11 protein-coding genes are annotated in these 12376 nt (G+C 68.0%); 5 read left to right on the top strand and 6 right to left on the bottom strand.

All coding sequences use genetic code 11. The annotated features are described in order from the left end of the window. Window positions 1-26: 26 nt before the first annotated feature. Window positions 27-887, bottom strand: coding sequence for a helix-turn-helix domain-containing protein (locus D7D52_RS22320; RefSeq protein WP_120739317.1), 861 nt, complete (start codon window positions 885-887; stop codon window positions 27-29). Between the two features lie 56 nt (window positions 888-943). Here D7D52_RS22320 and D7D52_RS22315 point away from each other — a divergent pair, with 56 nt between their 5' ends. After that, window positions 944-1426: a VOC family protein gene (locus tag D7D52_RS22315; protein WP_120739315.1), complete on the top strand. Its 483-nt coding sequence runs from the start codon at window positions 944-946 to the stop codon at window positions 1424-1426. A gap of 185 nt (window positions 1427-1611) precedes the next feature. Here D7D52_RS22315 and uvrB read toward each other — a convergent pair whose 3' ends face one another. Continuing rightward, complete coding sequence (gene uvrB / locus D7D52_RS22310; RefSeq protein ID WP_120739313.1) at window positions 1612-3777, bottom strand: excinuclease ABC subunit UvrB; 2166 nt, start codon at window positions 3775-3777, stop codon at window positions 1612-1614. 302 nt (window positions 3778-4079) lie between these two features. On the opposite strand from uvrB, the gene D7D52_RS22305 reads away from it, so the two are divergent. Then, on the top strand, window positions 4080-4664 hold the full coding sequence (locus D7D52_RS22305; protein WP_120739311.1) for a DUF402 domain-containing protein: 585 nt from the start codon (window positions 4080-4082) through the stop codon (window positions 4662-4664). A 58-nt stretch (window positions 4665-4722) separates the two neighbouring features. On the opposite strand, the gene D7D52_RS22300 is transcribed toward D7D52_RS22305, so the two are convergent. After that, window positions 4723-5148 carry a hypothetical protein gene (locus D7D52_RS22300; protein ID WP_120739309.1) on the bottom strand — a complete coding sequence of 142 codons (426 nt, stop codon included), beginning with the start codon at window positions 5146-5148 and terminating at the stop codon, window positions 4723-4725. A gap of 213 nt (window positions 5149-5361) precedes the next feature. On the opposite strand from D7D52_RS22300, the gene D7D52_RS22295 reads away from it, so the two are divergent. Next, window positions 5362-5886 carry a ribonuclease FAU-1 family protein gene (locus tag D7D52_RS22295; protein ID WP_120744358.1) on the top strand — a complete coding sequence of 175 codons (525 nt, stop codon included), beginning with the start codon at window positions 5362-5364 and terminating at the stop codon, window positions 5884-5886. A gap of 18 nt (window positions 5887-5904) precedes the next feature. Here D7D52_RS22295 and coaE read toward each other — a convergent pair whose 3' ends face one another. Continuing rightward, window positions 5905-7104, bottom strand: coding sequence for a dephospho-CoA kinase (gene coaE, locus D7D52_RS22290; protein WP_120739307.1), 1200 nt, complete (start codon window positions 7102-7104; stop codon window positions 5905-5907). 289 nt (window positions 7105-7393) lie between these two features. Here coaE and D7D52_RS22285 point away from each other — a divergent pair, with 289 nt between their 5' ends. After that, window positions 7394-7615 carry a hypothetical protein gene (locus D7D52_RS22285; protein WP_120739305.1) on the top strand — a complete coding sequence of 74 codons (222 nt, stop codon included), beginning with the start codon at window positions 7394-7396 and terminating at the stop codon, window positions 7613-7615. A gap of 118 nt (window positions 7616-7733) precedes the next feature. Here the strand turns inward: D7D52_RS22285 and D7D52_RS22280 are convergent, their stop codons facing one another. Then, complete coding sequence (locus D7D52_RS22280; protein ID WP_120739303.1) at window positions 7734-9257, bottom strand: phospholipase C; 1524 nt, start codon at window positions 9255-9257, stop codon at window positions 7734-7736. A gap of 233 nt (window positions 9258-9490) precedes the next feature. Here D7D52_RS22280 and D7D52_RS22275 point away from each other — a divergent pair, with 233 nt between their 5' ends. Next, window positions 9491-11746 (top strand): MMPL family transporter, encoded by a 2256-nt coding sequence (locus tag D7D52_RS22275; protein WP_120739301.1) that lies wholly within the window; start codon window positions 9491-9493, stop codon window positions 11744-11746. Here the strand turns inward: D7D52_RS22275 and D7D52_RS22270 are convergent. Next, window positions 11692-12324 carry a TetR/AcrR family transcriptional regulator gene (locus D7D52_RS22270; RefSeq protein WP_120739299.1) on the bottom strand — a complete coding sequence of 211 codons (633 nt, stop codon included), beginning with the start codon at window positions 12322-12324 and terminating at the stop codon, window positions 11692-11694. The two genes, D7D52_RS22275 and D7D52_RS22270, sit on opposite strands and share 55 nt — an antisense overlap. Between the last annotated feature and the right edge of the window lie 52 nt (window positions 12325-12376).

Below are 12376 nucleotides of genomic sequence, written 5' to 3'. Positions count from 1 at the left end.
CGTGAAAATTCCCGGGCCAGCGGGTTTCAGGATGGTAGCGAGGTCCGGGCGTACTCCAGCGGAGGCATCCCGATCTCCTTGGCGAATTCGTTGGAGAAGTGGGCCTGATCGAAGTAGCCCAGTTCCAGCGCCAGCGCGGCCAGGTCGGAGGTGCGGCCCTCGGCCAGCAGCTGTGCGCCGTCCTGCAGACGGTAGCGGCGCAGCACCCATTTCGGGCTGCCGCCGACGTAGCGGCGAAACAGGCGCTGCAGGGTGCGGATCGGAATGTCGAAACGCTCGGTGACCTGGTCGACCCGGGTCAGGTGCGGATCGTGTTCCATGGCCTCGATGATCGTGAGCACCTGGCGGTAAGCGGTGTCGTCGCCCACCCCGCGCTGGGCGGCGACCAGGAAGTCCTCGATCACCGTGCGGCGGTGCAGCGGGTCGGCGGTGGCGAGGACGGTTTCGCCCAGGGCGTCCGCGCCGGGGAAGATCTCGGCCGCCGGGACCGAGGTGTCGCTGTAGGCGCCGACGTCCAGGCCGGTGAACGCGCCGAAGCCGCCGGGGCGGAACTTCACCCCGAATGTCTCACCCTCCCCGGCCAATTCGCGCACGTACTTGGTGGTCCACACGCCGGTGACGAAGGCGCCGGTGCGTTCGTGGGTGCGTTCGAAGGTCAGGTTCACACACGGGTACGACAGCACCTCGGCGGCGAACGGCGGCTGGCCCCGGCGGTCCCAGCGCACCGCCCAGTACCACTCGACATAGCGGGCGACCCGCTCCCCCGCGGGCAGCCGGGCGTGGTTGTTGGCCGCGTTCTGCTGTCGCGGCCGCAGGATGCCCTTCGCGGTCTCCGGCGGCGGCACCGGCCGCGGATCGAACCGCACCTCGTCATTACCGCCGGTCATACCCGCTGTCGCTTTCTTACAAGACCCGCCACGTCACGTCGACGAGAGTAATTCGCATGAGCGACACCGTGAATCCGATCCCCGAGGGCTACCACTCCATCACCTGCTTCCTGGCCGTCCCCGACGCCAACGCCGCGATCGACTTCTACTCCGCCGTGTTCGGCGCGAAACTGCTGAGCCGCAACGATCTTCCCGACGGCCAGGCCGCCCACGCCGAACTCCTCATCGGCGACTCCACCATCCAGCTCGGCATGCCCATGCCCGACGAGGGCCTGCGCGCCCCCGCCGACGACTGGGTCCACGCCAGCGTCGTGCACTACTGCCCCGACGTCGACGCGGTCTCCGCGCTGGCCCGAGAACACGGCGCCCGCTTCGTGTCCGAGCCCGCCACCTTCGTCACCGGCGACCGCTACGGGCGCGTCATGGACCCCTTCGGCCACCGCTGGATCGTCATGACCCGCGTCGAAGACGTCTCCCGCGAGGAGGCCGAACGCCGCGTGAACGAGTGGATGGCCAATTCCGCCTCCCCGGACCTTTAGCGGACGGCAGAGTGCCGTCAGCCGCCCGCAACCCGTGCCGGCGGTGAGGCGCCAACCCGATTCCGGACGTCCCCGGCGAGTTACCCTCATCGCCACGAAATCGGTTGCCGCTGTGGCGATCGAGGACGACGATGCTGCTCGCTCGGATCCTGGCAGTCCGTCATCCGTGGGATCGCAAGCGTTTCTCACGAGAGGCCGGCGGCGTCCATGCCGCGTAGCTCCTTCTTGAGGTCGGCGATCTCGTCGCGGAGGCGGCCGGCCAGTTCGAATTGGAGTTCGCGAGCGGCGTTCATCATCTGGGCGGTCATGTCCTTGATGAGGTCGGCGAGTTCGGCGCGGGGCATGTTCTTGACGTCGCGGCCCTCGTAGACGCCGGCGCTGACGGCGCGGCCGGGCTCGCCCTGGGCCCGGCGGCCGCGGCTGACATTGCGGCCCGAGCCGCCGACCTCGACCTCGGTCTCCTCGGCCTCGCGGTAGACCTGGTCGAGGATGTCGGCGATCTTCTTGCGCAAGGGTTTCGGGTCGATGCCGCGCTCTTCGTTGTAGGCGACCTGCTTGGCGCGGCGGCGCTCGGTCTCGTCGATGGCGTGCCGCATGGAGTCGGTGATCTTGTCCGCGTACATGTGGACCTCACCGGAGACATTGCGCGCGGCACGGCCGATGGTCTGGATGAGGCTGGTCGAGGAGCGCAGGAAGCCCTCCTTGTCGGCGTCGAGGATGGCGACAAGCGAGACCTCGGGCAGGTCGAGACCCTCGCGCAGCAGGTTGATGCCGACCAGCACGTCGTATTCGCCCAGTCGCAACTGCCGCAGCAGCTCCACGCGCCGCAGCGTGTCGATCTCCGAATGCAGATATCGCACGCGCACCCCGAGACCCAGCAGATAGTCGGTCAGGTCCTCGGCCATCTTCTTGGTCAGGGTGGTGACCAGCACCCGCTCGTCCCGCTCGGCGCGCAGCCGGATCTCGTGCACCAGATCGTCGATCTGGCCCTTGGTCGGCTTCACCACCACGTGCGGATCCACCAGCCCGGTCGGGCGAATGACCTGTTCGACGAATTCGCCGCCGGTCTGGCCCAATTCGTACGGGCCGGGCGTGGCCGACAGGTACACCGCCTGCCCGATCCGGTCGGCGAATTCCTCCCAGGTGAGCGGCCGGTTGTCGACCGCCGACGGCAGCCGGAACCCGTACTCCACCAGATTCCGCTTGCGCGACATATCGCCCTCGAACATGCCGCCGATCTGCGGCACGGTGTTGTGCGACTCGTCGATGATGAGCAGGAAATCCTCGGGGAAGTAATCCAGCAGCGTCGCCGGGGCGGACCCCGCCGGGCGGCCGTCGATATGCCGCGAGTAATTCTCGATACCGGAGCAGAAGCCGACCTGTTTGATCATTTCCAGGTCGTATTGGGTGCGCATCCGAAGCCGCTGCGCCTCCAGCAATTTGCCCTGCTTCTCCAAATCCGCCAGCCGCGCGTCGAGTTCGGCCTCGATATCGCGGACCGCGCGTTCCATGCGCTCGGGCCCGGCGACATAGTGGGTGGCCGGGAAAATGCGGACCATATCCACCTGCCGCACCACATCACCGGTCAGCGGATGCAGATAATAGAGCGCCTCGACCTCGTCGCCGAAGAATTCGATGCGCACCGCCAATTCCTCGTAGGAGGGAATGATTTCGACGGTGTCGCCGCGCACCCGGAACGAGCCGCGGGTGAAGGACATGTCGTTGCGGGTGTACTGCACGTCCACCAGCAGCCGCAGCAGCCGGTCCCGGTCGATCTCCTGGCCCACCTCGAGCTGCACCGAGCGGTCGAGATACGACTGCGGGGTGCCCAGGCCGTAGATGCACGACACCGAGGCGACCACCACCACATCGCGCCGCGACAGCAGGCTCGAGGTGGCCGAATGCCGCAGCCGCTCCACATCGTCGTTGATGGAGCTGTCCTTCTCGATATACGTATCGGTCTGCGCGATGTACGCCTCGGGCTGGTAGTAGTCGTAGTACGAGACGAAGTACTCCACCGCGTTGTGCGGCAGCATCTCGCGCAGTTCGTTGGCCAGCTGCGCGGCCAGCAGTTTGTTGGGGGCCATGACCAGGGTGGGGCGCTGCAGCCGCTCGATCAGCCACGCCGTGGTGGCCGACTTGCCGGTGCCGGTGGCGCCCAGCAGCACCACGTCCTTCTCCCCCGCGCGGATGCGCCGCTCCAGCTCTTCGATGGCGGCCGGCTGGTCACCGGCGGGTTTGTGCTCGCTGACCACCTGGAACCGGCCCTCGACACGTTCGATCTCCCCGATGGGCCGGTGCTCGGAATGCGCCAGCGGGAGGTCGTCCGGGATCTCGGTTGCGAAAGCCATGCCCCCAGCCTAGGACCACCCACCGACAAGTTCCCGGCCCGCCGATTCGGGCACGTTCGGGTCCGGTCGCCCGGAATGTGCCGGCGCGCCCGCGGCGGCCTTTCACCGCGTCGATTCTCTAGTCTCGCACCCAATTGGGTAAAGAACTTCCAATGTCCGAATTAGCTCCCACGCCAAGGGTTTTCACGCTCTCTCGGCGCGTCGATGTCGCCTAGATCTCAGTCCGTGTACGAGGGTTTGAATCGGGGTCCACGGGTGTACTCTGGGCTCGCTGGTCGCACGATTCGAAAAGAGGCAGGGCGATGGCCGGTCTGCATACGCCACAGCGCAATTCCACCAATGGCGCACGCGCCAATGCGACGATCGGCAACACTGCAGGAGTGTCACCGCATCGCCCCAGGCTCGAATACTTCAATCTCGCGGATCTCTCGTGGACCGATTATCGCGGGTTTCTCCACCCCGTGGAGCGAATCCACGCAGAACCGTTCGGTCTGTATGTCGAACGGACCGTGGACAACCCGCGCTATCACTACATCGAGACCTGGATGCTGCCCGAGCTGACGCTGCGGGCCACGGTCTATCACCTGCGCCCCGGCCACAGCCGCGGCCAGACCTACTACCTCGACATCGGCGAGTACGGCCCGTGCGCGGCCAAGAAGTGGCGCGCCGAGGGCCACTACCTGCACGTGGTGGCCCGCCCCGGTCAGGTGCCCGAACTGGTCGGCATCGACGATCTGCTGACCGCCCACGCCGCGGGCTATTTCGACACCGCCCAGACCCACCGGGCCATCGAACGGGCCGCCGCGGTGGTGGACGGCATCGCCGGCTGCGACCACAGCGTCGACACCTGGCTGGCCCGCCACGGCATCACGCTGACCTGGCTCTAGAGATGAGAAACGCCCGGTCCCCAGGGGGCCGGGCGCCTCGGGTCTGTCCGCCCTCCGACTAGCCGGACAGGCTCGGGAGCAGTCCATTGAGCCCGCAGCCGAAGCTGCCGAAGCTACTGGCGGGCGACACGTCGACCGCGATCGACTTGGAGATCAGATCCTGGGTCGCGGTCAGGGTGTGCGATCCCGGGGTGCTGGGCGTCCAGTTGATGGTCACCTTGTTGCTCAAGATCGACGGCGAGACCGGGCTGCCCGTCAGTTCGGTGCCGTTGTCCTTGAACGTCACCGACAGCAGGCGGTCGACCTCGACGGTCGCGGTCAGCGTGTAGGAGCAGCCGACATTGTGGGTCGAGCCACCCGAGACCTCCAGGTTGCTCGGCCAGGCACCGGCCTGCGGCGCCACCAGGACGATGGTCCCGGCGACCGCGCCGAAGGTCATGGCCCCCAGGCCCACCCGTCGGGCGCGGGCAGTGTGTTCGTTCATGCAGGTTCTTCCCTTGGTCGTGGCAACCTGCCCAGGCGCGGCAGGTCGCGGGCGCGCGAAGGAACAGCGCAGCCGAAGATTAGCGAAACATTGCCGCTTCAGATGGCCTTTCCTGGAAATTCGGTCCGTACCGCACCGGATTCCAGCAATCTGTCGGCGACGCAACATCGGCTCCCCTGGACGACCGCGGCGCGAGCAGCGATGCTGAATGGCATGACTCGGGCGCCCGCGGTGGATCTGCACCGACCCAAGGTGGAGTACTTCAATATCGACGAGCTCACCAATATCGATCCCAAGGGTTTCGTGCGGCAGGTGGAGCGGTATCAGGTCGAGCCGTGGGGTCTCTACATGGCCCGCCCCTCCGACCATCCCGAGTTCCACTACATCGAATCCTGGCTGCTGCCCACGGTCTCGTTGCGCGCCACCGTCTTCCACTTCACCCCCGCGCACCTGCGCGACCAGGACTACTACGTGGACATCGGCGAGTTCGCCCAGGTCGGCCCGACCACCTGGAAGTCCGTTGACCACTACCTGGACCTGGTGGTCCGCCAGGGCCGCGACGTCGAACTGCTCGACGTGGACGAACTACTCGCCGCCCACGCCGCCGGCTACCTCACCCTCACCGAAGCCCAGCAGGCCATCGAATCCGCGACCGGCACCATCGACGGCATCGCCGCCCACGGCCACAACTTCGAAGCCTGGCTCGCCACCAAGGGCATCACCCTGACCTGGATGTGAAATCCGCGAGGGGACGATCTACTCGGACGCGGCGTCCTGGCCGGTGGCGGCGAGCACCCGCGGGTAGACCTGTTCGAACCATGGTGTCTTCACCGCGAGGTACGCCTCGATGGCGGCGGGTCCGGTCAGCCCCGCCGCGTTGGCCTCGGCCTTGCGCTTGATCTCGAGGTATTCCGCGCGGGCGGCGGCGTCCGCCCGCAACCACTCCACGAACGCCAGCGCGAAGCGCTGCCCGGGCCAACCGTCCACTCGCACATGAACATTGACCGCACGGCCCGGATCGGCGTTGGCGTGGATCCGTTTGACCCACCGCGCCGGATCGGTGCCGGGCTTGGGATCGTCGGTGGTGATGTGGTCCAGCCGGGGAAAACCGATGGCCCGCAACGACTCCCGCAGCTCGTCGGCGACTTCGAGGTCGGCGACGGTGATCTGGATGTCGAGGACGTCCTTGGCCGGCAGGCCCGCAACCGCGGTCGAACCGATGTGGTCGATCCGCCGGGCCTTGTCACCGCACGCCACCGCGAGCCGCGCGATGACGCGCCGCGCCTGTGCCGCCCAGGTGGGATCGGGCTCGACCAGCCGCACCGCGCCGCGCGGGGCGCGTGCACCGGCCCGCAGATTCGCCTCGAACGGCACGAGCCGGCGCTCCCACAGCTCGCGCACCACCGGCTCCAGATCGCCTGGCGCACCGCTGTTGTCGAGCAACACGTCCCCCGCCGCGCGACGCTGCTCGTCGGTGGCCTGGGCCTGGATGCGGGCCAGCGCGTCGTCGCGGTCGATGCCGCGGAAGGTCTCGAGCCGGTGCACCCGGGTCTCGGTGTCGGCCATGACCACCAGCACCAGGTTCATGAACGGCCCGAGCCCGTTTTCGACCAGCAGCGGAATGTCTTGCACGACAATGCCGTCCGCGGGGGCGGCGGCGATGAGTTCGGCGGTGCGCTTGCCGACCAGGGGGTGGGTGATGCCGTTGAGGGTGGCGCGGGCCTCGTCGGTGGCGAAGGCCTTGGCGGCGAGGGCGGGGCGGTCGAGGCTGCCGTCGGCGGCGAGGATGTCGTCGCTGAACGCGGCGACGAGGGCAGCCAGGCCCTCGGTGCCGGGCGCGACCACCTCGCGGGCGATGACGTCGCTGTCGACCAGGACGGCGCCGAGTTCGGTCAGAATGCGGGCGACCGTGGATTTGCCGGCGCCCATGCCTCCGGTGAGACCGATTCGCAACATTGGTCCAGTCTCGCATCACGGCCGGTAGCGGCCGCGTTCAGGGTTGCCGGACCGGCATTCCGGGTTACCCATCCGGGCCTGCGGTTTCACCTGCAAGCACAGTCCTTGCCCATTCCGTGACGTCGATGAGATCTTTTCGCAACTATTTCGGCCAATCCCGACCGTTTGTCGGCAACATTCCGACACGCCGGGGCGGATGTCGCGCAAAATTCGGTGACACACACTTTTGTTCCGCTATGGTTCGCCGCAGGCGATCGAAGGCCGGTAACGCGTAAGAGAAGGAACATCAGTGGGCACCAAAGAACGCCAGACGGGTCGCCACCGTCTGGGCCTGGCGGGCACCGTGCATTGTCTCGAGATCCCCGCCGTCGCAGCCGCTCTCGCCGAATTCCGGCGACCCTGGCTGACCGCACTCCTCAGCCCGGCCCGGCACAGCATCGCGGCCATGCGAAAACGGTCGTCGTCCCACCCCACTGTCGTGCGACGCTGGATCCCCGCCACCGCCGCCTGAATCGTCCCCGAAACGAGCAGTGGCCCGGCCCTTTCCGGACCGAGCCACTGTTTTGCGCGCGCGTCACGCGAAACGCGTCAGGCAATCGCCGTGTGCCGCAGGGCGACACACGGCACGACTACACCAGGCCGCTGGGTCGACGCCGCGTGCCCGGATCCTGCGTCGGCATCGAGTTCGGCGGCACCGGATAGGGGCTGCCGTTGGCCGCGGTGCCCAGCGCGATGTTCGGGCCGCACTGCGCGATCGCGGCATCGACCTTCCGATTCGCCGGAGCGAACGCCGGTTTCGTCGCATCGGGTGCCGACCCGAAGTCGAAGGCCGAGGTCATATCGCCGGTGACGCCGCGCCGCCACGCGGTCAGGTTGGGCACGTCCACGCCGAAGCGCTTCTCGATCAGGCGCAGCTGCGAGGTGTGGTCGAAGGTCTCCGAGGCCACCAGCCCGCCGCGGCTGTAGGGCGAGACGATCAGGCACGGAACGCGATACCCCAGCCCGATCGGACCGGTGATGCCCTCGAACTTGGCGGCCAGCGGCGCGGTGACGAACTCGCCGGGCGTGCCCGGGGGCGGGGTCGGCGGCGTGACGTGGTCGAAGAAGCCGCCGTTCTCGTCGTAGCTGATGATCAGCGCGGTCTTCTCCCACACCGCCGGATTCGAGGTGAGGATGTCGAGCACCTGCATGATGCCGACCGCGCCGAACGCCGGCGGCAGCGCCGGATGCTCGCAATTGAGCAACGACGGGATCACCCACGACACCGCGGGCAGCTGCCCCGCGGCCACGTCGGCGGCGAAATCCGACGGATACGCCGGCGCCTTACCACGCCGCGCCAGTTCGGAATTCGGGTCGGCGGCCTGTTTGAAGCACCCCAGCATGCCGTCGAGAATCACCGACGACAGCGGCCCGACATCCCGGTTGTTGTAGATCTTCCAGCTGACCCCCGCGTCGGAGAGGTTCTCCGGCATGGTCCGCCAGCTGTAGGCGTTCTGCGGTATCAGCGTGGGGGTTTCGAGCAGCGGGCCGCCGTTGAGACCGTCCGGGTCGATGGTGCCCGACATCCAGTACAGCCGGTTGGGGTCGGTCGGGCCCAGCACCGAGCAGTGGTAGTTGTCGGCGAGGGTGAAGGCGTTGGCGAGATCCCAGTGCACGGGGATGTCGTCCTTGGTGTAGTAACCCATTGCGGCGGGGCCGTTTCCGGCGCCGACCGAGGCGATGGACATGGGCATCCAGGCGTCGTTCTTGCCGCCGTTCCACGCCTTGTGCATGCCGACCCAGCCGTGGTCCGGATCGTTGATGCATTCGCCGTCGAGGGACGCGCCGCGGGTGGTGTCGAGGCGGAACGGGTTGATGAATCCGTCCGGGGTGGGCCCGATGCCGGGGGCGTAGCCGTACTGGTTCCAGGCCGCGGAGGGATCGTCGAATCCCCGCACGCCGGACATGGTTCCGAAGTAGTGGTCGAAAGAGCGGTTCTCCTGCATGAGCAACACGATGTGCTCGATGTCGCCGAGCCCGCCCATGCCCGCCGGATCCGCGGCGTAGGCCCGTTCGATGATGGGGTCGGCCAGCGAGGCCAGCGTCGCCGCGCCGCCCGCTGCCATGGCTTTCGCCAGAAAATCGCGCCTGTTGATTCCGGCGAACACGCCCATGCTCCGGTGGTGCCTTCCCGCTAGGAGTGAAGTGAATCCGAACGCGCCGAAGATATCCGGTCGCGCGTCCAGCTCGCATCCAACCCTCGAATGATGACGGCGTAGCGAACCATTCGTAACCGTACGGGGTCCGGCGCCGGATTCTGACAGTGACTTGCACCCGCTCGCGGCGGCGGCCTAAGCTGACGTCCATATCTGAGAGTGACTTTCAGGTATCGATCGTGGGAGACACCATGTCCAGTCCGGCCCTCGCCGACCCGCCCCGACCTCCCGCCGCCCCGCTCCGCCTCGGTCTCGCCGGCCGCTGGGGTGAACGCATGGCGCGACACCGGCGGCTGGTCATCGGCGTCTGGCTGGCGCTCGTCGTGGTGTGCGGCGCGGCCTATCCCGCATTGCACGCGAGACTGGGCGCCCCCGACTACAACGCCCCCGGCACGACCTCCGCCGAGGCCGATCGCCGTGTCACCCAGCACTTTTCGCGGTTGGGCGCGGAGCAAGATCTGATCGTGCTGCACTCCGACCACCTCACCGCCGACGACCCGCGCTTCCGGGCCGCGATCGAGCGGGTATTGAGCGCGGCGCGCGCGGTCCCCGGCGTGGCGGGCGCGGTCGGACCCTTCGACGGCGATCCCGCCCACCAGATCTCCGCCGACCGGCACACCGCGCTGGCCGTCACGGGTCTCGACGGCAATATGGCCGAACGGGTCGACGTCGCCGACCGGGTGCACACCGCGCTGGCCGCCGTCTCCGACGCCGACGTCCACGCCGAACTGGCCGGCTACTCGCCCGTCGAGGGCGAGATCCTGCGGATGGAGAACGCGGATCTGACCCGCGGTGAGACCATCGGCCTGCCGATCGCCGCCCTGGTGCTGATCCTGGCCCTGGGCGCGGCCGTCGCCGCCACCATCCCGATCTCGGTGACGGCGGCCGGGATCGCGCTGGCGGTCGGCGCGCTGTTCGGACTGGCGAGCCTGCTCACCTTCGACTCCCTGGTGCTGTCGGTGGCGACCATGATCGGGACCGGCACCGCGATCGACTACGCCATGTTCGTGGTGAGCCGCTTCAACGAGGAGTTGACCCGGCGCGGGGTGCGGGATCGTCGGGGCCGCAGGGAGATTCACGAAGCCGTCGGCGTCGCCCTGGACACCGCCGGGCGGACCGTGCTGGCCTCCGGGCTGATCGTGATGATCTCGCTGTGCTCGCTGACCGTGGTCAGGCTGCCCATGCTCGACGGTGTCTCGCTCGGTGTGGTGACCGCCGTGATCGGTACGCTCACAGCCGCTTTCACGCTGTTGCCCGCACTGCTGGCGGTGCTCGGACCGGCCGTCAACCGGGGTGCGCTGCCCGCCCGGCTGCGCCCGGCCGAGGCCCGCTCGACGGCCGCCTCGACCGGATGGGCGCGCTGGGCGCATGTGGTGATGGGCCGGCCCGTGATGTTCGGTGTGCTCGGCGTCGCGGTGCTGGTGCTGGCGGCGCTGCCGATCACCGGAATTCGCTACGGCATCGACATGGGTCTGAACGCGTTGGGCGATCGGCCCACCGGGCAGGCGACGCGGTGGGTGCTCGACGACTTCGGCCCCGGGCTGCTGTCCCCCATTCAGGTGGTGGCGTCCGGACCGGACGACAGCCCGCTGACCGCCGACGGGCGCACCGAGGTACTGCGGCTGAGCACCGATCTCGCCCACGATCCGCGCGTGGCGGCCGTGCTGCCGCAGCAGGCAGACGGCCGCTCTCTGGTCACCGTCGTCCCCAAGGACGCCTTCGATTCGACCACTGCGAGCGCGCTGAGCGCCGACATCCGTTCTCGCGCAAGCGCGATCGACTCGGCCGAAGTATTGGTCGGCGGTATACCCGCCACCTTCGGCGACCTGTCGGGGGTGATCACTCGCGGCTTCCCGTGGGTGATCGCCCTGGTGCTGTCGGCCTCACTGCTGTTCCTGATGGCGGCGTTCCGCTCGATTGTGCTGGCGCTCAAGGCGATCGTGCTGAATCTGCTGGCCACCGGTGCGGCGCTGGGCATTACGGTGCTGGTGTTCCAGCACGGGCTGGGTGCGGGCGTGCTGGGTTTCCACAGCGCCGGGTTCCTGCAGGTGTTCCTGCCCATGCTGGTGTTCGCGGTGCTGTTCGGATTGTCCATGGACTACGAGGTTTTCCTGATCCGCCGCATGAAGGAGGCGTGGGATCGCACTCACGACAACGCCACCGCCGTCGCGGAGGGTTTGCAGCGCACGGCCCGGCCCATCACCGCCGCGGCGGCCATCATGGTGGCGGTGTTCGCGAGTTTCGTGAGCGCGGATGTGTTGGAGCTCAAGGAGATCGGTTTCGCGCTGGCGGTGGCGGTGGCCATCGACGCGGTGATCGTGCGCCTGATTCTGGTGCCGGCGTTCATGCGGTTGTTCGGCCGCTGGAACTGGTGGCTGCCCACCTGGGGCGGTCAGCGGAAGACGGCCTCCAGCGCGTCCAGCACCGTGGTCACCACCTCGCCGTAGACGTCACGCAGCCGGGCGGCGAAATCTGTTCCCTCCCAATGGTCCAGCCCGGCCATGCAACTCCAGATGGAGATGGCCGCGGCCATGCGCAGTCGCAGATCGTTGGGGTCGCCGCCGGTCAGTTCCGCGAAGGCGCGGCGGAATTCGTCCTCCAGCGCCCGCCACTGTTCAGTCTGGCGGGCCCGGACTTCGGGAATCGAGCGGACGTAGCGCATTCGCACCCGCGTGCGGTACTCGACATCGTCGGTCACGATCTCGTCCAGCACCACCGGGGCCAGCGGGCGCGCGATCGCGAGCAGCTCGGGGAAATCGCGGATCTGGCCGGCGCCGACGGTCCGGATGACCTCGAGGGTCTGCGGATCGGTCTCGTCGTAGAGGACCAGCATCTCCTTGGTCCCGAAATACCGGTAGATCGAACTGGGCGACACCCCCGCCGCACCCGCCACCCGCTCGACGGTCACCTCGCGATACCCGTGCTCGTCGAACAGTTCCAGCGCGACCCGCTGGATCCGGCTCATCGCCTCGACCTTGCGGCGTTCCCAGAGCGAGGGCGTGGAAGCAATGGTGGACTCGGACATCTCGCTGCCGAGAATACCTGCTCACCGCAACGATTCCCGCCAACAGCGATTC

The sequence above is a fragment of the Nocardia yunnanensis genome, assembly GCF_003626895.1.
In the GTDB taxonomy this organism is placed as follows: domain Bacteria; phylum Actinomycetota; class Actinomycetes; order Mycobacteriales; family Mycobacteriaceae; genus Nocardia; species Nocardia yunnanensis.
This window is presented reverse-complemented; position numbering and strand designations above follow the sequence as displayed.

Coding starts and splice junctions, on each gene's coding strand:
- D7D52_RS22320 (WP_120739317.1), bottom strand. CDS start 887: ATGACCGGCGGTAATGACGAGGTGCGGTTCGATCCGCGGCCGGTGCCG.
- D7D52_RS22315 (WP_120739315.1), top strand. CDS start 944: ATGAGCGACACCGTGAATCCGATCCCCGAGGGCTACCACTCCATCACC.
- uvrB (WP_120739313.1), bottom strand. CDS start 3,777: ATGGCTTTCGCAACCGAGATCCCGGACGACCTCCCGCTGGCGCATTCC.
- D7D52_RS22305 (WP_120739311.1), top strand. CDS start 4,080: ATGGCCGGTCTGCATACGCCACAGCGCAATTCCACCAATGGCGCACGC.
- D7D52_RS22300 (WP_120739309.1), bottom strand. CDS start 5,148: ATGAACGAACACACTGCCCGCGCCCGACGGGTGGGCCTGGGGGCCATG.
- D7D52_RS22295 (WP_120744358.1), top strand. CDS start 5,362: ATGACTCGGGCGCCCGCGGTGGATCTGCACCGACCCAAGGTGGAGTAC.
- coaE (WP_120739307.1), bottom strand. CDS start 7,104: ATGTTGCGAATCGGTCTCACCGGAGGCATGGGCGCCGGCAAATCCACG.
- D7D52_RS22280 (WP_120739303.1), bottom strand. CDS start 9,257: ATGGGCGTGTTCGCCGGAATCAACAGGCGCGATTTTCTGGCGAAAGCC.
- D7D52_RS22275 (WP_120739301.1), top strand. CDS start 9,491: ATGTCCAGTCCGGCCCTCGCCGACCCGCCCCGACCTCCCGCCGCCCCG.
- D7D52_RS22270 (WP_120739299.1), bottom strand. CDS start 12,324: ATGTCCGAGTCCACCATTGCTTCCACGCCCTCGCTCTGGGAACGCCGC.